Annotated in this window: 19 protein-coding genes; 11 read left to right on the top strand and 8 right to left on the bottom strand. The window is 41.3% G+C overall.

Annotated elements, in window-relative coordinates; genetic code table 11:
• Window positions 1–144: 144 nt before the first annotated feature.
• Window positions 145–1,788 carry a DUF6930 domain-containing protein gene (locus NOS7524_RS22340; protein WP_015140747.1) on the bottom strand — a complete coding sequence of 548 codons (1,644 nt, stop codon included), beginning with the start codon at window positions 1,786–1,788 and terminating at the stop codon, window positions 145–147.
• Between the two features lie 324 nt (window positions 1,789–2,112).
• Here NOS7524_RS22340 and NOS7524_RS22345 point away from each other — a divergent pair, with 324 nt between their 5' ends.
• The 3 genes from NOS7524_RS22345 (at window position 2,113) to NOS7524_RS22355 (ending at window position 3,389) form a co-directional block, all read left to right on the top strand.
• Complete coding sequence (locus tag NOS7524_RS22345) at window positions 2,113–2,469, top strand: HesB/IscA family protein (RefSeq protein ID WP_015140748.1); 357 nt, start codon at window positions 2,113–2,115, stop codon at window positions 2,467–2,469.
• A gap of 119 nt (window positions 2,470–2,588) precedes the next feature.
• Entirely contained in the window at window positions 2,589–3,011 is a 423-nt protein-coding gene (locus NOS7524_RS22350; protein ID WP_015140749.1) for a tetratricopeptide repeat protein, read from the top strand.
• Between the two features lie 132 nt (window positions 3,012–3,143).
• On the top strand, window positions 3,144–3,389 hold the full coding sequence (locus tag NOS7524_RS22355; protein WP_015140750.1) for a hypothetical protein: 246 nt from the start codon (window positions 3,144–3,146) through the stop codon (window positions 3,387–3,389).
• Between the two features lie 67 nt (window positions 3,390–3,456).
• Here NOS7524_RS22355 and thyD read toward each other — a convergent pair whose 3' ends face one another.
• From thyD to NOS7524_RS22365, 3 genes are all read right to left on the bottom strand, one after another.
• On the bottom strand, window positions 3,457–4,377 hold the full coding sequence (thyD, locus tag NOS7524_RS22360; RefSeq protein WP_015140751.1) for a thylakoid membrane protein ThyD: 921 nt from the start codon (window positions 4,375–4,377) through the stop codon (window positions 3,457–3,459).
• Between the two features lie 110 nt (window positions 4,378–4,487).
• A complete protein-coding gene (locus NOS7524_RS31035; RefSeq protein WP_015140752.1) occupies window positions 4,488–4,616 on the bottom strand; it encodes a hypothetical protein in 129 nt (42 codons plus the stop codon).
• A gap of 115 nt (window positions 4,617–4,731) precedes the next feature.
• A complete protein-coding gene (locus NOS7524_RS22365; protein ID WP_015140753.1) occupies window positions 4,732–5,868 on the bottom strand; it encodes a cob(I)yrinic acid a,c-diamide adenosyltransferase in 1,137 nt (378 codons plus the stop codon).
• Between the two features lie 317 nt (window positions 5,869–6,185).
• On the opposite strand from NOS7524_RS22365, the gene fraC reads away from it, so the two are divergent.
• The 3 genes from fraC to NOS7524_RS22380 all read left to right on the top strand — a co-directional run bounded on the left by fraC (window position 6,186) and on the right by NOS7524_RS22380 (window position 8,692).
• Entirely contained in the window at window positions 6,186–6,725 is a 540-nt protein-coding gene (gene fraC, locus NOS7524_RS22370) for a filament integrity protein FraC (protein ID WP_015140754.1), read from the top strand.
• Between the two features lie 56 nt (window positions 6,726–6,781).
• Window positions 6,782–7,810, top strand: coding sequence for a septal junction protein FraD (fraD, locus tag NOS7524_RS22375; RefSeq protein ID WP_015140755.1), 1,029 nt, complete (start codon window positions 6,782–6,784; stop codon window positions 7,808–7,810).
• Window positions 7,811–7,918: 108 nt separating this feature from the next.
• The gene (locus tag NOS7524_RS22380) at window positions 7,919–8,692 is read left to right on the top strand and encodes an ABC transporter permease (protein WP_015140756.1); all 774 of its coding nucleotides are present in this window, start codon (window positions 7,919–7,921) and stop codon (window positions 8,690–8,692) included.
• Window positions 8,693–8,761: 69 nt separating this feature from the next.
• Here the strand turns inward: NOS7524_RS22380 and NOS7524_RS22385 are convergent, their stop codons facing one another.
• Together NOS7524_RS22385 and NOS7524_RS22390 are read right to left on the bottom strand one after the other, a co-directional pair.
• Window positions 8,762–9,421: a pentapeptide repeat-containing protein gene (locus tag NOS7524_RS22385; protein WP_015140757.1), complete on the bottom strand. Its 660-nt coding sequence runs from the start codon at window positions 9,419–9,421 to the stop codon at window positions 8,762–8,764.
• A 463-nt stretch (window positions 9,422–9,884) separates the two neighbouring features.
• Window positions 9,885–11,279 carry a serine/threonine protein kinase gene (locus NOS7524_RS22390; RefSeq protein ID WP_041555909.1) on the bottom strand — a complete coding sequence of 465 codons (1,395 nt, stop codon included), beginning with the start codon at window positions 11,277–11,279 and terminating at the stop codon, window positions 9,885–9,887.
• Between the two features lie 93 nt (window positions 11,280–11,372).
• On the opposite strand from NOS7524_RS22390, the gene cbiT reads away from it, so the two are divergent.
• Window positions 11,373–11,975, top strand: a complete 603-nt coding sequence (gene cbiT, locus NOS7524_RS22395; protein WP_015140759.1) for a precorrin-6Y C5,15-methyltransferase subunit CbiT — start codon at window positions 11,373–11,375, stop codon at window positions 11,973–11,975.
• A gap of 167 nt (window positions 11,976–12,142) precedes the next feature.
• Complete coding sequence (locus tag NOS7524_RS22400) at window positions 12,143–13,036, top strand: phosphatidate cytidylyltransferase (RefSeq protein WP_015140760.1); 894 nt, start codon at window positions 12,143–12,145, stop codon at window positions 13,034–13,036.
• Between the two features lie 57 nt (window positions 13,037–13,093).
• Here NOS7524_RS22400 and NOS7524_RS22405 read toward each other — a convergent pair whose 3' ends face one another.
• Window positions 13,094–13,807 carry an LmeA family phospholipid-binding protein gene (locus tag NOS7524_RS22405; protein WP_015140761.1) on the bottom strand — a complete coding sequence of 238 codons (714 nt, stop codon included), beginning with the start codon at window positions 13,805–13,807 and terminating at the stop codon, window positions 13,094–13,096.
• Window positions 13,808–13,948: 141 nt separating this feature from the next.
• On the opposite strand from NOS7524_RS22405, the gene NOS7524_RS22410 reads away from it, so the two are divergent.
• Together NOS7524_RS22410 and NOS7524_RS22415 are read left to right on the top strand one after the other, a co-directional pair.
• Window positions 13,949–14,767, top strand: coding sequence for a pseudouridine synthase (locus NOS7524_RS22410; protein ID WP_015140762.1), 819 nt, complete (start codon window positions 13,949–13,951; stop codon window positions 14,765–14,767).
• On the top strand, window positions 14,739–15,545 hold the full coding sequence (locus NOS7524_RS22415) for a helix-turn-helix domain-containing protein (protein WP_015140763.1): 807 nt from the start codon (window positions 14,739–14,741) through the stop codon (window positions 15,543–15,545). The genes NOS7524_RS22410 and NOS7524_RS22415 overlap by 29 nt, the downstream gene beginning before the upstream one ends.
• A gap of 91 nt (window positions 15,546–15,636) precedes the next feature.
• Here NOS7524_RS22415 and malQ read toward each other — a convergent pair whose 3' ends face one another.
• Window positions 15,637–17,145 carry a 4-alpha-glucanotransferase gene (gene malQ, locus NOS7524_RS22420; protein WP_015140764.1) on the bottom strand — a complete coding sequence of 503 codons (1,509 nt, stop codon included), beginning with the start codon at window positions 17,143–17,145 and terminating at the stop codon, window positions 15,637–15,639.
• Window positions 17,146–17,390: 245 nt separating this feature from the next.
• On the opposite strand from malQ, the gene NOS7524_RS22430 reads away from it, so the two are divergent.
• The gene (locus NOS7524_RS22430) at window positions 17,391–17,828 is read left to right on the top strand and encodes an NUDIX domain-containing protein (protein ID WP_015140765.1); all 438 of its coding nucleotides are present in this window, start codon (window positions 17,391–17,393) and stop codon (window positions 17,826–17,828) included.
• Window positions 17,829–17,831 lie beyond the last annotated feature (3 nt).

The following is a 17,831-nucleotide window of genomic DNA, read 5'->3' on the forward strand; positions in this document are numbered from 1 at the left end:
AAGAATTTTTGTTTTGAGTCCTGGGTTTTCTACCTCATTTCACTGTATTTAGACATAGAAGCGATAGCGACTACCCGAAGGATAGCCGCTATCGCACATGAGGGAAATAAGTTTTAAATTGATCGATGATAATGACCCCAATTGCTATTCCAATTGGAATTGGGGCATGAGTTGGAGAGTGCCGATACCTAAATCTTTGGGGGAGAGCGATCGCGCCTCAAATAGCGCCATCATGTCTCGCAATTGGGGATTACCACGAGAAGCACCTGTCAAACCTTTGGCGATAATTAAACCACAATAGCCGTTGGTATTCTTACAACGTTGATTCCATTTTTTGCGGGCTTCGACATGGACAGGATCATCATCTAAGAATTCACCAAACAGGAACAATTCACCATTTTGGGTTTGTAATAAACCTAAGTCGTAGCGATCGCCATCAAAAGGATCTGCGCCTGGATTAAAGCAAATAGCTGTTAACCCACCAGCTGCTTCCAGATTTTCTATAACAGTCTTAGCTTTGGGACGGGAAGTTTGAATTAAGATAACTGGCAATCCATCGCCTGCTTGTTTAATTTCACCAACTTGATGATAATTTACTCCTTGGCGCAGAGACTCCAGCATTTCCCAGGAGATTACTCCCAGGCTGAGGAAAGAGTCTTCTGGGATTAAGTCATCTCGCAAAGAACGAAACATGGTTGAGCCTAAGTCATCAAGTTCTGACTCTGACACTTCCACTTCTGACATTTCTTCTAATTCAGCAGCGAGTTGGGGCATGGTAGAGACAGTGACAGAGGCCGATTTCGTCCCTTCCTTAGTTTCAGGTATGGCAATGCGATAGCGATGGCTCAGGCTGGGAAATTCCTCACCATAAAGTTGACTACAGTGATCACGAATAAAGCGGCAAAGACTTTCTAAAGCTAGGAAAACAACCAGGGCTTCTTCTTCATAGAGAACAGACCGTAGTCCTTCCAAGGGATGAATATTACCAAAAGTTGGGGTGATTTCCGATACATCCAAATCTGCTAAATCGTCAAACTCATCTTCATCTTCATATTCATCTTCATCTTCACGTTCAAAAGTGAGAAACAAGCAATCTTGTTTGAGAAACGCTTCTTCTAAATGAGCCTGGGATTCGCCATCCTGTAAAACTGCTGATCGAAATCGCTTGAGGGAATCTTCGGAACGATAAAACAAAATGCCATACTCCATGCCCAGCATACCCATGATGGAGGCGTAGAGTGTACCGACATCCCACTTATTAATTTCTATGGCTACAATTTGCTGTTCTTCTATAAATTCCCAAGGAGCAGCTTGCCAAATTGCAAATGCTTTATCTTGTAAAGCCTGGGCATACTGGGGAGGTAAATCCGGGATTTGATTGTCGATGATTTCGGCAAATCCGCGAAACAGTTCATCAATCAAAGGTAATTCGGGTGCGTAGTCAATGGCGATATCTAAATCTTGCAGTACACCACGCAGATAAAATTGGATTTCCCGATCCCTGACAACAATTCTTTGGGGTCGAGCTGGTTTAGCGGGACTATGGGGATTTTCCATTGCCCGCATTAAGGTGCGAACAATTGCTTCCGGGCCGGTGTCTGGAGATATCACATCCATTCCCCGGACAATACCTTGTGAGCCATCTACCCAAAGAATACATTCGCCCTTGGCCTCTGAGTTGGAATGTAGGCCTTGTGATAACAACGGACGGCGATCGCCCTCCCATATAGAAGGAATTTGCGTTAATTTCTTCAGCCGACGACTGGTAGAGCGATTAAAACTTGTCATAGAGTAAAGTTAGTCAAAGAAGCAATTTAGAAGTAACCTTTTGGGAATGGCTAACCGAGGATAACATTCACCCGGCTTTACCTGAAATTGGTTGTGACTCAGGTTGCCACAGGGATGGATCTATAAAAATACCGAATCTATAAACACACCGAGTCTCTCAATTTTAGAATAAAAATCTTTCACTGCTTTTGACGGAGTGTTCACAATTTCGCAATTAGCAACATCATTCTCGCTAGAATAGGAACAAAAATCGCCAGACAACCCCAGGGCAATCACAAGCCCCAAACAGGGTATTTTAGACTACATAAGGAGTGGAAAACGCCAATGACACAAGCAACTCAATCTCAACAACGCGGCATACAGTTGAGTGAAGCAGCTCTTCGCCAAGTCAAATCTCTCCAAGAGCAGCAAGGACAAGACTTATGCTTACGGGTAGGAGTACGCCAAGGTGGCTGCTCTGGGATGTCTTACATGATGGACTTTGAACAAGAAAGCCAGATCACTCCCCAGGATGAAGTTTTTGATTACGATGGCTTCAAAATCGTCTGCGATAAGAAGAGCCTATTATATCTTTATGGCTTAATGCTTGATTATAGCAATGCCATGATTGGCGGTGGTTTTCAATTCACTAACCCTAATGCTAACCAGACCTGTGGTTGCGGCAAGTCATTTGGTGTGTAGTCAGTAGTCAAGCGTCAAGAGTCCACAGTCAATTTTGGCAGAATTTTTGACTGTAGACTATTGACTAATGCCTAGTATTAACTATTGACTATTGACTATTGGCTATTAATTAATATTCTATGACTCAAACGGTAGAAACCCTGTTTGATACAGGTTTGGAACGTTATAAAGCAGGAGAAGCGGCTACTGATTTAATCCCGGTGTTTAAAGAAGTGTGCGATCGCGCTCCGAAATTAAGTTCAGCTTGGATTTGTTTAGCTTGGTTGTATCTATTGGAGGATAAACCAAACTCAGGACTCAAAGCTGCTCAAAAAGCGGTAAAGTTAAATCCACAAGACCCCCAAGCAAGAGTTAATCTCGCTATAGCTATGCTGGAAACTAACCAGAAAGGTGTGCGGCAACACATTGATGTGACGCAGCAATTAATTTTGGTCAATCCAGAATGGCGGGAGGAAATTCAAAATAGTATTGCAGACGGTTTAAGCCGAAAACCAGATTGGCCGAGTTTAGTAAAAGTTAAAAACTGGATATTTGGCGACTAGAGACTAGGAAAAAGCAGGGGAGATAAGGATATCTATAGTATTAGATCAATATACTGAATTTCCCAATCCCCAGTCCCCAATCCCCAGTCCCCAGTCCCTTCCAATCCCCAGTCCCCAATCCCCAATGAATTTATGAAAGATAAACTATTAAACTGGCTCAATTTGATTTTAGTAGCGGATGTATTCTTGGTTTTGTTTGGCTTTGCTTGGTTTGCGATCGCGGTTATGGGTGATGCAGCCGGAGTCAATTTAGGTCTAGATTTGTGGCATAAACTTTGGCAACCTGTGTTTAACCCAGCGATCGGTATCCTGATGGGGGGTGCGATTCTCAGTGGTTTGATTAGTTGGGTATCTAAAAAGTTTATTTCTAGTCCATAATCAAGAGTCAATAGTCAACAGTTAACTATCTCCTCGACTTTTGACTATGGACTGTGGACTATTGACTCTATTGCAAAATTTCCTTCAGTGCTGGTTGTAAACTAGGGTACTGATACTCAAAACCAGACTCTAAAGTGCGTTTAGGAAGAACTTGTTGCCCTTCTAACACTACGATCGCTCCGTCTCCTAACAGTGCTTCCAAAGCAAAACTAGGAACAGGTAGCCAAGAGGGACGATTCATCACTTGACCCATAGTTTGGCTTAAATCATTCATCCGTATAGGATTAGGGGCAGTAGCGTTATATACTCCTTCCATTTGCGGCTTTGTTAAAGCTTGGACAATCAAGTTTACCAAGTCGTCTATGTGAATCCAGGAAAACCACTGCCTACCGCTACCAATAGGCCCACCAGCAAACAGTTTAAAAGGGGTGATCATTTTACCTAAAGCACCACCCAATCCCAGCACAATACCGAAACGTAAAATTACTAAGCGTACACCAGCATCTTTAACTTTTTGCGCTTCTGCTTCCCAAGCTTGGCAGACTTGAGCTAAAAAATCCTTGCCAGAGGTGCTACTTTCATCAAAGGTAGCAGTTTCACTTGTGCCGTAATAGCCAATGGCAGAAGCATTAACTAACACCCTAGGTTTGGGGTTGGCTTTAGCTATGGCTTCGACGATTTTTTGTGTGCCTAACTGACGACTATTCAGGATTTCTCGTTTGTGTTCTGGTGTCCAACGGGTTTCAGCAATGGGTTCTCCGGCTAAATTCACCACACCATCACAACCCCCTACTGCATCTTGCCAAGCACCGGATGTAGTGGGTGTATAAGCAACAATCTCTACATTGCCAAAAGCTTCTACTGGAAACATCTTGCGAGCAGAAGCAGTGTTACGGGTTAATACTACTATTTGATTACCTTCTTTGTGCAGTCTTTCTACCAACCGACTACCTACAAATCCTGTTGCGCCGGTAATTGCTATTTTCATCATGCACCTCCGCCAAACCCTTATTTTAAAGTTTTTTATCTAATTTTAAAAATATGTTACAGCATTGGGCATGGGGGAGTAAGAACATTATGTTTGAACGCAAATCAGTATTACTTTTTACTTTTAGTAGTCAGTATTGTGGTAAACATCATAAACATACCACCGACAAGAATAATGATTGCTAGCCCTCCTGTCACTAAGTCGAGTAAATTTTGATTTTCCATAAGTGAAAAGTCCATAGTCAAAAGTCCATAGTCAATAGTTTATAGGCTAATGACTAATGTACGGGCGAGTTAAGTAAGAACTCTCCTTGGCTCAAAGATGATCTGGCTAAACCCGCCCCTACTGACTAATTTAAAAATCAACTCCCCGTTTGAGTTCTACACCGTGGTTAGCATAGTGTTTGTGACAGTAAACTTCCGAGTGAATGCTAGCTAAATCAAAGTAGGCGGGATGATTTTGGCAGCGTCCGGTAATAATAATTTCGGTGTCGCGGGGTTTGCGGAGTAAAGCTTGGACAATCGGCTCAACGGGAAGTAGTTCTAAGTCAACGGTGGGATTAAGTTCATCGAGGATGATGGTTTTATACAAGCCAGAGGCGATCGCCGTTTTGGCAATTTCCCAACCTCGTTCAGCTTCTACATAGTCTAATTCTTGTCGGGAATTACGCCAGACAATGGCATCTCGGCCACAACGTTGATGATCTACTACTTCCGGATAGGATTGTCGCAAAGCGGCGATCGCTGCATCTTCTGTGTAGCCGCTACCACCTTTGAGCCACTGCATAATCAAGACACGAGTTGAGCCTGGATGGTTAATACCTCTACCAATGGCTTGTAAGGCTTTGCCTAAAGCACTGGTAGATTTACCTTTACCTGCACCTGTGTAAATTTCAATGCCTTTAATCAATAGTTCTGTAGCTGTGGGGTGATGTTGAGGTTTCATTTCTGAATGCAAGTCCGCAATATCTAGTAATTGCTGCGGCGCACCCCGTCCTGTGGCGATGATTTCTAACTCTTGGGGTTTAGATTTGATTGTCCGCACTACCTCATCCACTGAGAGTAAACCCAAATCTAGGACGGGGTTAAGTTCATCTAAGACGACGACAGAATATAAACCAGAGGCGATCGCGCCTTTGGCTACATCCCAACCCCTTGCTGCTTCAGCACGATCAAAGGCGGTAATTTCATCTAGCCCAAAAAATTCTGCTCTCCCTGTGCGGACTTGATCGATTAAATGGGGAAAACCGCGTTGTAAGGCCGCGATCGCGCCATCTTCGTCATAATCTCGTTCTGGCCCTTTTAAAAAGCGCAGTAGTAAAACCCGGTTGGAATTATTCGGTGTGTTGATTCCTAAGCCAATAGAGCGCAAAACCACCCCTAAAGCTGCTTGGGATTTTCCTTTGCCCACACCATCGTACACGTGTATTTGGCCAGTAAGCCGTTCCGAACGCACTTGCGCTGTGCGAATACCGATGCCGTTCCTTGTCATCTGTTGAAAAGCTGTAACGTGGCAGTCTCTAATCTTACCGGAGGTTCTGCACAATCAGCCAGTATAGAAAGTTCAAGATTAAAATACTTACTCCTAGAGGCTAATTATGAGAGTCAATCATCATTAGTATTTTCTCCCACCTGCGGGTAGGCTTACGCCTTTGTAAGAAAAGCAAGCTACATCTTCCCCATCTCCAGTTCTTGGGTATATTAACGATAAATTGGGGTATACTGACACACCAAGATAGCAAGCAGCAGCAACCGTGAGATATATTGCCTTCTGCCTCCTGCCTCCTGCAACTCTACTTTTGTATTTTTATGTTTGACGATTTGACTCTTCCGAGAATTTGGCCTATTGGTTTAATTTTGTTTAACTTTCTCTTCTTTGTGATTGCTATTCCTTTGGAAGCTTATGTTTTCCACAAAAGATTAAATTTTGATAAAAAATCTAGTGTATTTTATGCGATCGCAGTCAACCTATTTTCTGGAGTTATTGGTTGGCTGATCTTCTTTTTCTTAGAACCTAGATTACCAGTTGATCTGAAAACAGAACTAATTAACTATGTATTTTTTAATATTTTGCGTTCAACTAATACACAAGGTGTGTTAATTTTAACGACTATTACTATTTTCTTCGCCACCTTCTTAATGAAGTTTTTTCTGTTAAGAATTTTAGTCTTCACAATTAACGAAGATTTTACCAAAAAGCCAGAAGAAAATCCTAGTATTTCCCGTTCAAAATTTCGCTTTATTAGTAAAGCTCAATTCCAAAATACCAATTTGGTGACTACTACAGTCATAGCCAATTCATTGAGTTACACTGCCATTACTGTTATTTTATGGTTGCGTAACAGATAAAAGTCACTAACTATTGATGACAAAATTCTAACTTTCGATTGTTTGGAGGTGGCTAATTGAATTCTTTAATTAAGGACATTTCCGGGATATTCAAAATTTTTGAAGATGTTTATGAACGTCTTAAAAAAATCTTGATTCCGCCCAAAGCTTATTCTTGGCAAACTTTAATTTATTTAAGTGTTTTTTCTTGGGTATTATCTTATTTCGCCATAGGTTATATCAGGGATGCAATAGCACTTTTTGGCTGGTTATTTTTAATTGCTGGTACAGCTTGGTATACCACTGATGATCCTCTAAAAATACCAGGTACTTTTATGCCAGTAGGTGCAGTGATTACAGGATTTATCGTCAGCATCTTTGCATTTGGCAACCAAGAAACTGGCGTTACACCAATGACAATTGTTTTATGGCCAACAATATCAGCATTGATTACAGCGATTCCAGAATTTATTGAAGGTAGTGATACTGATTCTAAAGCGCGCATTCCTAAGCCAGAAGCTCGGCAAAAAATCATCATTTTAGTTGGTAGTTGCATGATTATTAGTTGCTGGTTTCAGTTTTATTTTGTCATGAATAAATGGATACAGGAGTATCCTAGTCTGCTATCAGATAACTTCCAGCGTAGTACCTTTGTGATTAGAAGGGAGGCACGAGAAGAAGTACCAGAGAATGGGGTTGTAATTCTGAATAGACTGCAACCATTAGTAGAAGAACAAATAGCTGACAAACCTTGGTCAGAAGTGGAAAGATGGTTGTTAGAGGCCAATGTCAGGTTAGGCCAATTAGGTAAGCAAGTTTTGGATACAAATTTAGCGCAATATGAAGAAAAAGAACTATGGCGGATTGAACCGCGTGTAGTGAATACTAAAACTGGGTATAGGTTAGATTTACTAAGTATCTGGATAGGCCCAAGTTCTAATCCCAAAGGTTATTATCTGAAAAAATCTTGCCAAATTGAACCAGTTGCTATTGCTACAGGACAAAGAAATACTAAGAAATTACCAGAAGATAAACCTGCTGTAGCAGAAATTGATTGTGAACGCTTAAGTAAATTTATTGCTGATTCACCGCCAGCGCAGCAGTAGGGATTGGGGATTGGGGATTGGGAAAGCAGGGGAGCAGGGGGAGCAGGGGAGAATAACTATTGCTTATTGCCTATTGCCTATTTCTTATTAACTAACGACTAATTGACTATGACTAGAATTTTCGTAATTGCCAAAAATGTGTTTCAGGAAGTGGTGCGCGATCGCATCCTGTATATTATCGGTTTTTATGCTTTAATCTTGGCTGTGGCTATCCGGGCTTTACCTGAGTATGCAGCTAGTACCGAAGACAAAATGTTTGTAGACTTTGGTTTGGCAGCGATGAGTGCCATTAGTCTCATTGTGACTGTATTTATTGGTACAGGACTGGTTAACAAAGAAATCGAAAAACGCACTATCCTGTTATTGATTGCTAAACCTGTCAGCCGTGGGGAATTTATCACAGGTAAATTCTTGGGTTTATCTTCTGTTGTGTTTGTCTTACTCGCCAGTATGACAGCTATTTATCTACTGTTTTTGCAGTTTGGTAATATTCCCTATTCAATGGCAAGTATTTTAATTGCATCGATGTTTTTATGCTTGCAATTGGCTGTGATGACTGCTGTTGCTATTACTTTTGGTGTATTTACTAGCTCTTTGTTAGCAGTCTCTCTAACATTTGCTGTATATTTGATGGGGAATATTACTCAAAATTTAGTACAACTGAGTCGGATAAGTCGCAATCCTTTAATGGAACGCATCACTCATACTTTATATCTGATATTGCCAGATTTATCTCGACTAGATTTAAAAAATGATGCTGTTTATGGACTGCAAGCAATACCTAATGTTACTACATTGATTAGCAATGCAGGTTATGGCGTAATTTACATTACCATGCTGTTAGCGATCGCAATTTTTATATTCTCACGTCGGGAATTTTAATCAAGAAAATGAACAGGATTCAGGTGCTAATATTCTGAATCCTCTATTTTGTATTTGTCTTTTGTGTAATCATTCAATAATGGCTATCTGATGGTGTTGAATTGTGCCATTAGGCTCAATTGTATCGCGCAATTTGGCAAAAATTAATTTGGTGTCTTGCAGGTTGGCATCACTCAAGTTAGCCTTGGTGAGATTTGCCCATGTTAAGTCAGCACCAGTCAAGTTAACTCCGGTTAAATTAGCTTCTAGTAGGATAGCTCCGCATAACTTGCTGGCGGTAAGATTAGCTCTAGTTAAATTAGCTTCAATTAAAGATGCTTCCACTAACTTAGCCTGAGTGAAGTTGGTTTCCTGTAAATCAGCTTCACACAAAGAAGCTCCCCAAAAGTTTGTACCATGACATTGCGATCGCCACAAAAAAGCTCGGCATAAATTTGCATAGGTTAAATCAGCATGATTTAAATTAACTTCTGATAAAGAAGCTTCATATAACTTAGCTTCACGCAAATTAGCTTGCATTAAATTTGCACCGTTGAGGTTAGCACCTGTCATTACACAACCGCATAAATTAGCAAAGCTTAAATCTGCTCCAATCAAGTTAATCCCACTCAAGTCAACTCCTGCCAAGTCAATACCACTCAAATCACATCCACTGAAATCTCGACGCTGACAAAATTTGTCTTTGATTTGACTCAATACTAATTCTTGTTTGCCAGCAAAATTTTTCATTGTATTCACCTCAAAGTGTCAATGATTACAAAAATCAATTATGAAACTTACTGTTTACCGATATTACACCTAAAAAACTGACTTTCCCAATCAGAAAATCCTCATAAATTGAAAAAATTTTTGCAGTACGAAAAAATAGCCTTGACAAGATATTTTAGCGACATCAGAAACAGAATTAAGTCAGGAAAAGTTGATAATGTCAAATAATTATATACTTAATAATCATTAGTTAATGCGTATACAAGTTTTATAACTGGCTAGATAATAATTCGGCAAATATCTAAATAATAAAAGCATGACTAATAAATACTGATACTAAAAAAAGATATGTTTTATTTAACATCTATCTTGAGGAAGATTTATTTTTTACGAAAATAAGTTTTTGCACTCAACTCTACAAAATGAGTTGCAGCCTGAGCAATAGTCATGGATCTTTGCTTTTGAATTAGTGGCAGTAAGGATTTTATTCTTGCTGAATAGGAATACCAAGCCAATCGCTGATTTCGTGGGCTAACCATTCAAGTTCTGCTTCCGATTGAATAGCCGTATTAATTCCAAGATGATACTTTTGTACACCCGCCCAAATATCTAATTGTGCTGGTACTTGAGTACGACTTCCTTCAGCATCTTTAGCCCAATGTTTTTTGGTGTAAACTAGCTTTCTAATACTTTCTCTGGTGGATGGTCGAGGACGATGAAACTTCAAGCCAAATAACTCTTGAGTAAAAGTAATTTGTTGACTATCTACACGCAAGCGGATACGTCCAAATAAACCCAGGAACAAACTGTACAACATAAAACCGCCAGCCCCCCAAAAAGGCAGAGAGAATAAAGCAAAGGGTAAATTGACGGGGAAAGGGGCTGATAATGCACCAAGTGTCCAAAACAGGATAAACGAATTCCAGGCGATCGCAAACAAACCTGTAAATATCATCGATGGCTGAAACCCAACCGGCGGGATCAGAACTTCTAGGGAATCCCAATTTTTAGTTAACTTAATCTGGCTACCAACTGGTTGAGTAGTAACTAAACTACTAACATCTGTTAGTGCTTGCGACTCGTCTAAAGCTTGTAGTGCCACACTTGCAGAACTGAATCGCCGTTCTACACTCGGTTCAGTCATCAACTTTAGCCAACGCGTCAAACCTGGACTCAGATGAGTAACTGACTCAAACTGAATGCGAAAGTCCTTTTGGGGTAAATCGGCCGGATTAGTACCCGTCACTAGGTAAATTAAAGTCCCACCTAAACTATAAAGGTCGGAAGCTGGTACTGTACGCCCACCAAATTGCTCAGGTGGCATATAACCGTAAGTTCCAACTACAGTTCTTGTCCCACCTTCTGTAGCCAAAGCCGTCTGAACTGAGCCAAAATCTACCAGATAAACTTCACCGACACTGTTACCAGAACGCTCTCCCAATAAAATATTGCTAGGCTTAATATCACGGTGAATTACAGGCGGATGCAACCCGTGTAAATATATCAAAATCTCTAAAACTGCTTGGGCTACTTGTTTAACGTCAGCTTCAGTAAAAGTTCTACCACTTTCTAAGTATTGCTCTAAAGTTGGAGCTGGGATATAACTCTGTACTAAGGCAAATCCTTTAATATTAGGGTTATTTACTTCAAAATAATCTAAATATCGTGGAATTAAAGGATGAGACAACGACTTAAGCGTTTCAGCCTCACGCTCAAACAGCTTGAGATCATCCCATTCAAAGTCACTGCTAAAAGACAGCAATTTGACTACCACCAATTCGCCAGTGACTATATCCCTCGCTAGTAGCGTCCGTCGTCCGGCTTTTTTGCCTAACTGTTGTTGAATCTCGTAGCGAGCATTTAATGTTTCTCCAATCATCATGATGGCTAATAACGCTACGTTACAAAAATTTATAGAGTGTGTCTTGCCAAATTAGACAAGCTGATACCCCTAGTATAAATGTGTATTCCTATGCCTTCCCAACTTTGGCCTTATGTCACTCCTGGTATTCCCGATGAATTATTCGAGCATTTACCAGGAATTCCTTTTAGCCAGCGAGAAATTAGATTGCTTTTGATATCTCAGATGCGGCTAGAACCTGATTCTGTGCTGTGGGATATTGGGGCGGGAACAGGGACAATTCCGGTAGAAGTGGGGTTATTGTGTCCTCAAGGCAAGATTATTGCTGTAGAACGGGATGAAGAAGTTGCCAACTTAATTAAGCGTAACTGCGATCGCTTTGGTGTTAAAAATGTCGAAGTCATTGAAGGTAGTGCGCCAGAGTGTCTACATGACCTCAAAATTGCTCCCCACCGTGTTTGTTTGGAGGGAGGACGAGCCATTCAAGAGATTTTGCAAGCAGTATGGCATTATTTACCCTCATCAGGCAGAGTAGTTGCCACAGCTAGTAATTTAGAAAGCCTATATGCTATTTCTCAAAGCTTTTCCCAGTTACAAGCCAGAAATGTGGAAGTAGTGCAGTCGGCAGTGAACCGCTTAGAGAAACGGGGATTTTCGCAAACCTTTGCTGCCGTTGATCCCATTTTTATCCTCAGTGGTGAGAAACTAGACTAGGGATTGGGGATTGGGGGCTGGGGATTGGGGATTGGGGACTAGGAAATTCAGTATATTGATCTAATACTATAGATATCCTTATCTCCTCTGCTCCCCCGGTCAGCGTCAGAGATTCCTGCTCCCCTGCTCCCCTTGTTCTTCACCTTCCCCCAATATTAAATACTTCTATGCCTTGGTCTCGGATTATTAGTGGAATTGTTGCGATCGCCCTTGCTTTAGGTGCTGTCTTATTGGGGGGTTGGTATTTTACGATCATGCTTGGTGTTGTCGTTTTTTTGGGGCAGCAGGAATATTTTGATTTGGTGCGAACCAGAAACATTTTGCCGGCTGCCAAAACTACACTATTTCTTAGTCTAGTCTTGCTGGCAATTTCTACCCTCAATGATGCTTTGGCTGATGCTGTGATGCCGATAGCTGGAACGGTGATTTGTTTTTATTTGCTGTTTCAGCCGAAAATGGCGACGATCGCAGATGTTTCGGCTTCCATTATGGGACTATTTTATGTCGGGTACTTGCCGAGTTATTGGGTACGGTTACGCGCCATTGGTAGTGTAGCCATTAGCAATATTCCTTTTGGCGGATATTGGCCTACAACCTGGACAGACATCCTAGCAGAGAAAAATCTTACCTTTTTACCACAAGGGCTGACAATCACAGTGTTAACTTTCTTGTGTATTTGGGCAGCAGATATTGGTGCGTATATTTTTGGTAAATTCTTTGGTAAAACCCGTCTTTCTGATATTAGTCCCAAAAAAACTGTTGAAGGTGCAGTCTTTGGGATCAGTGCTAGTCTAGCAGTTGCTCTAATTGGCGCGTATTATCTTCAGTTACCCAAATTTCTCCTCACTGGTACAACACTGGGTTTATTAATTGGGTTGGCTAGTCTATTAGGTGATCTCACTGAATCGATGCTCAAACGCGATGCTGGCGTAAAAGATTCGGGACAATTAATCCCTGGACATGGTGGTATTTTAGATCGCACCGATAGCTATATTTTCACAGCTCCCCTAGTTTACTATTTCGTCACGCTAGTATTACCAATATTAGGCAATAGGCAATAGGCAATAGTTATTCTTCTATGCTCCCCTGCTCCCCCTGCTTTCCCAGTCCCCAATCCCTCACGGATTAACGTTAACTTGTCCACGACAAACTAACTGACCGGGGATCAGGCTGAGTTCTTGGAGATCAACGTCTGAGCCAAGATGAAAATTGTAATTATCGCTACTTTCTAATATTAAGCTGTCATTTTGGATGACGTTAATTTGTGATACTTGCAACTCCTGCCCACTCAGCAGTTTTAAGGAGAAACTAATTTCTAAGGGTATAGGTTCACCTGTAGATGCTAGGATGGCATTCAGTGTGATTTGTTGATTTTCCAGAATAATCTTTTGCCAAAAAATAGACTTGGCATTTTGACAATATTCTGGTAAAAGTTTAACCAGTAAATCCTTTAAAGCAGTCGATAATAATTCAGAGGAGAGGGAAGCATTCAGCTCCGTCTCTTGTGCAATCAGTTCGCCAACTACTGGTACTACTTGCAACAATTGCAGTGGTTGACCTTTCAGTATTTGGCCGATATTGATTTGAATATTCTCTGCTGCTAGTTTAATTTGGGTAATATGGAGACCTTGATAAACAGCATGAGTGGCGAAGATGGAAACCCAAGGTATGCAACCGGAAAGGAGTTGGCGATCGCTAGCTTTGAGATCCACTTCTAGCTGAGAGACTTGGCTAACTTGCGCCTTTAACCATAGCTGCAATGCTGTTTTGAGGAGTTTCGTAATTATGCGGATTTTGTTAACACCTTGTGTTTGGGGATTCTGCTCTGGCATTTAACTCAAATTGCTGGGTAGTTGCTCAGTATCAACTGAACTTAAACAGTCCTTAACTGTAGCATTTATAGCTACCTCAGACAAAATGCCAATATGATGATTATTATCTAAACCAGTTAGATTATTATCAGTAATTTCCCTATGGAGGCTAGGTTACAAAAGGTTCTTTCTGAATTCGGTATAGCCTCACGTCGAGAAGCTGAAGAAATGATTCGGCGATCACGCGTGCGGATCAATGGTGTAGTAGCACAATTAGGACAGAAAGTTGACCCCCAAAAGGATAAGATTACAGTTGACGGTCAGCTAGTATCAGCTCGCGATCGTCCGACGCTTGTATATGTTTTATTAAACAAACCCCTTGGTGTCGTTTCCACTTGTGACGATCCCCAAGGCAGAAAGACAGTCTTGGATTTATTACCTCCAGACTTGCGTCAAGGTTATGGTATTCATCCGGTTGGTCGTCTAGATGTAAATTCTACAGGCGCATTAATACTCACTAATGATGGAGAATTGACCTTTAGGCTCACCCATCCACGTCACAGTATTCCTAAGACTTATCAAGTTCTAGTAAAAGGCCATCCCCCGAAAGCAGTATTGGAAGAGTGGCGGCAGGGTGTGCTGTTAGATGGGAGAAAAACCCGTCCAGCCCAGGTAAGCTTGCTAGAAAGTCTTGCTGAAAATACTCGTTTAGAAATTATTTTACAGGAGGGAAAAAACCGCCAAATTCGCCGTGTAGCAGAACAATTGGGATATCCAGTCATTAAGTTACATCGCAGTGCGATCGGCTCAATTGAATTACAAAAATCACAAAAGCCCTGCTTACGTGAGGGTAAATATCGTTTTCTCCAAGATGACGAAATTCGTTGCCTACAAAATCAGACTAAACACATACCTATTAAAGATTCTGCTGAGTTAAGGAGTGTCAAAAAACATGAAATGGCTAACAAGAAAGACAGATGAGCAGCCAAAACTGACAATAGAACAAGAAAGAGCCGAAAAACTAACCCAAATAGGCGCTCAGTTGTGGGCTTCACGTCAAGAACGGGGTTTATCTCTAGATGAAATGGTTGTCCATACTAAAATTCCCCGGCGACTATTACAGGCAATTGAAGAAGGTAATCTAGAGGATTTGCCAGAACCCATTTATATTCAAGGCTTTATTAGACAATTTGCTGATGCAGTTGGCTTCAATGGAGTGGAATTTGCCAGTAATTTTCCTATTGATTCTCAACCAATGAATCTACCCCAGGTAGGAACAACTAAACCATCAATTAATCAATTACGTCCACTACATCTTTATTTACTGTACATATTCTTGATCGTATGCGCTGTCAGCAGTTTGTCTCAGTTATTGAACAATACTGCCTTAAAAGCAAATAATAACGAGATTAAACCAGAGAATTTGGTTAAAAAACAACCAAATCAACCTAAACAGTTAACAAACACTTTACCTGTTAGCAATCGCCTCACAGGTGAAAAAGACAATCAATCCGTACAGATTGGTGTGACTTTAAAAGCGTCCTCTTGGATTCGGGTAGTCGCTGATGGCAAAACCGAGTTTGAGGGAGTTCTACCAGAGGGAGCGCATCGCGTTTGGAAAGCGGAAGAACAGTTAACCGTCAAAACTAACAATGCTGGTGGTGTGCTGATGAGTGTTAATGAGCAAGAAGCCAAACAAATGGGAGAACCTGGTAAGGAGGAAGAAATTAAGATTGCTGCTGCTAAACCTGAATATTGAAATCAAGAGGAAGATTTTAGGAGAACAGGGGAATCATCAATATCCATCTTTCTCCTCCACTTCCTCATCTCCCCCATCTTTCTTATCTCTCCTACTTTCCTTGTGGAGCGCGTCCGTAGAGCTTAGTAAGAATTTTGAGGCGATCGCTTAACTGTTCTGTTAACGCTTTCGGCTCATAACGCCAATCCCAGTTACCTTCAGCAGTGCTAGGAAAATTCATTCGCGCTTCAGTTCCCAAACCCAAAATATCCTGCAAAGGAATAATCGCTTGATTAGCAATAGAACTCAAAGCCAGTCTAATTAAATCCCAATGAATCCCTTCAGGGCTGACACACCCTAAATAAAGTAACAAGTTTTGTTTTTCGTAGTCATTGGCTTGATTAAACCAGCCGACAGTTGTGTCATTATCGTGGGTGCCAGTGTAAACAACGAAATTCCGCGAGTAATTGAATGGTAAAAATGGATTGCCGGGATCAGAACCAAAGGCAAACTGTAAAACCTTCATCCCCGGAAATTCATACTTATCTCGCAGTGCTTCCACCTCTGGCGTAATGATGCCTAAATCCTCGGCTAATACAGGCAGCTTACCCAATTTTTGTTTAATCGCATCAAATAATTCTTCTCCTGGGGCTTTTAACCATTCTCCCTTAATCGCTGTTTCTTCACCTTGTGGTACAGCCCAATAAGCTTCAAACCCCCGGAAGTGATCAATGCGGATGACATCCACATAATCCAGCATCGCTTCAAAGCGACCCAACCACCAAGAAAAATCTTGTTTTTGTAATTCTTCCCAGTTATAAACCGGGTTGCCCCATAATTGACCAGTAGCACTAAAATAATCCGGTGGAACGCCAGCCATTAATGCCGGTTCCATTGTCTCCTCATCTAAACAAAAGATATCGGGATGCGCCCACACATCAGCACTATCTTGAGCTACATAAATAGGAATATCGCCAATAATGTAAACCCCGCTCATGTTGGCATAAGTTTTCAGTTCCGACCACTGGCGAAAGAATTCAAACTGGATAAATTTATAATAGTAAATCTCAGCATTTAGTTTTAGTCTAGATTGCTCAATTACTGCGGGATCACGTTTGACTAATTCCTGTTCCCAAGTATGCCAACTTGTACCATCATGGGCATCTTTCAGCGCCATAAATAAAGCATAATCATCTAACCAATAAGCTTTGCTCTGACAAAAACCAGAAAACTCTTTTTGTTGTAAAGCTGTAGCTTTAACTTGAAAATTGGCACAGGCTTTTTTTAATAGTTCAGTCTTGATAGGTATAACTCGGTCATAATCTACTTGAAAAGCGTCAAATTCTGGTAAATTAGCAAAGTCGTCTTCAGATAAGAAACCCTGCTCTTGTAATTGTTCTGGACTAATCAGCATGGGATTTCCTGCCAATGCCGAATAGCAAGCATAAGGAGAATTACCGTAACCAGTTGGCCCTAAAGGTAGGACTTGCCAATATTGTTGGTAGCTTTCTCTGAGAAAATCAATAAACTTGTAGGCTTCTAAGCCTAAATCGCCAATACCAAATCGACTGGGAAAGGAGGTAGGATGCAGCAAAACGCCACTGGATCTAGGAAAAGGCATATTTAACTTCAAATATATGAGGAAGCGATCCCATCGAATCTATCATGACCAGGCTAGGTTGGAAAGCTATCTTTGGTGGGGGGTGGGGAGTGGGGAGTGGGGAGTGGGGGGAGATGAGGAAGCAGGGGAGCAGAGGAGCAGAGGAGCAGGGGAGCAGAGGAGCAGGAGAGAATGACTATTGCCTATTGCAAGAGTGCCTATTGCAAGAGTGCCTATTGCCTATTGCCTATTAACTATTGACTAATATGAATTACAGAAATCCAGCACCAACGGTAGATATCATTATTGAATTGGTAGATAGACCACATCGACCTATAGTATTAATTGAGCGACACAATACACCATTGGGTTGGGCAATTCCTGGGGGTTTTGTGGATTATGGGGAACCTGTGGAAGTAGCAGCTAGGCGAGAAGCTGAGGAAGAAACGAGTTTACAGATAGAATTAATTGAACAATTTCTGGTATACTCAGACCCCAAACGTGATCCGCGTCAGCACACTATTAGTATTGTGTTTTTGGCGACAGCAACAGGAGAACCCAAAGCTGGGGATGATGCCAAAAGTGTAGGCTTTTTTGAGCCTTGGCGTGTACCTAGTAATTTATGTTTTGACCACGATCGCATTTTGCGGGATTATTGGCGTTATCGACATTATGGGATTCGTCCCAGATTAAGTTTTGAGTAACGC

This window comes from Nostoc sp. PCC 7524 (assembly GCF_000316645.1).
Classification (GTDB): Bacteria; Cyanobacteriota; Cyanobacteriia; order Cyanobacteriales; family Nostocaceae; genus Trichormus.

Excerpts from the sequence above, each read along its gene's own strand:
- NOS7524_RS22340 (WP_015140747.1), bottom strand. The coding sequence starts at position 1,788 with ATGACAAGTTTTAATCGCTCTACCAGTCGTCGGCTGAAGAAATTAACG.
- NOS7524_RS22345 (WP_015140748.1), top strand. The coding sequence starts at position 2,113 with ATGACACAAGCAACTCAATCTCAACAACGCGGCATACAGTTGAGTGAA.
- NOS7524_RS22350 (WP_015140749.1), top strand. The coding sequence starts at position 2,589 with ATGACTCAAACGGTAGAAACCCTGTTTGATACAGGTTTGGAACGTTAT.
- NOS7524_RS22355 (WP_015140750.1), top strand. The coding sequence starts at position 3,144 with ATGAAAGATAAACTATTAAACTGGCTCAATTTGATTTTAGTAGCGGAT.
- thyD (WP_015140751.1), bottom strand. The coding sequence starts at position 4,377 with ATGAAAATAGCAATTACCGGCGCAACAGGATTTGTAGGTAGTCGGTTG.
- NOS7524_RS31035 (WP_015140752.1), bottom strand. The coding sequence starts at position 4,616 with ATGGACTTTTCACTTATGGAAAATCAAAATTTACTCGACTTAGTGACA.
- NOS7524_RS22365 (WP_015140753.1), bottom strand. The coding sequence starts at position 5,868 with ATGACAAGGAACGGCATCGGTATTCGCACAGCGCAAGTGCGTTCGGAA.
- fraC (WP_015140754.1), top strand. The coding sequence starts at position 6,186 with ATGTTTGACGATTTGACTCTTCCGAGAATTTGGCCTATTGGTTTAATT.
- NOS7524_RS22380 (WP_015140756.1), top strand. The coding sequence starts at position 7,919 with ATGACTAGAATTTTCGTAATTGCCAAAAATGTGTTTCAGGAAGTGGTG.
- NOS7524_RS22385 (WP_015140757.1), bottom strand. The coding sequence starts at position 9,421 with ATGAAAAATTTTGCTGGCAAACAAGAATTAGTATTGAGTCAAATCAAA.
- NOS7524_RS22390 (WP_041555909.1), bottom strand. The coding sequence starts at position 11,279 with ATGATTGGAGAAACATTAAATGCTCGCTACGAGATTCAACAACAGTTA.
- cbiT (WP_015140759.1), top strand. The coding sequence starts at position 11,373 with ATGCCTTCCCAACTTTGGCCTTATGTCACTCCTGGTATTCCCGATGAA.
- NOS7524_RS22400 (WP_015140760.1), top strand. The coding sequence starts at position 12,143 with ATGCCTTGGTCTCGGATTATTAGTGGAATTGTTGCGATCGCCCTTGCT.
- NOS7524_RS22405 (WP_015140761.1), bottom strand. The coding sequence starts at position 13,807 with ATGCCAGAGCAGAATCCCCAAACACAAGGTGTTAACAAAATCCGCATA.
- NOS7524_RS22410 (WP_015140762.1), top strand. The coding sequence starts at position 13,949 with ATGGAGGCTAGGTTACAAAAGGTTCTTTCTGAATTCGGTATAGCCTCA.
- NOS7524_RS22415 (WP_015140763.1), top strand. The coding sequence starts at position 14,739 with ATGAAATGGCTAACAAGAAAGACAGATGAGCAGCCAAAACTGACAATA.
- malQ (WP_015140764.1), bottom strand. The coding sequence starts at position 17,145 with ATGCCTTTTCCTAGATCCAGTGGCGTTTTGCTGCATCCTACCTCCTTT.
- NOS7524_RS22430 (WP_015140765.1), top strand. The coding sequence starts at position 17,391 with ATGAATTACAGAAATCCAGCACCAACGGTAGATATCATTATTGAATTG.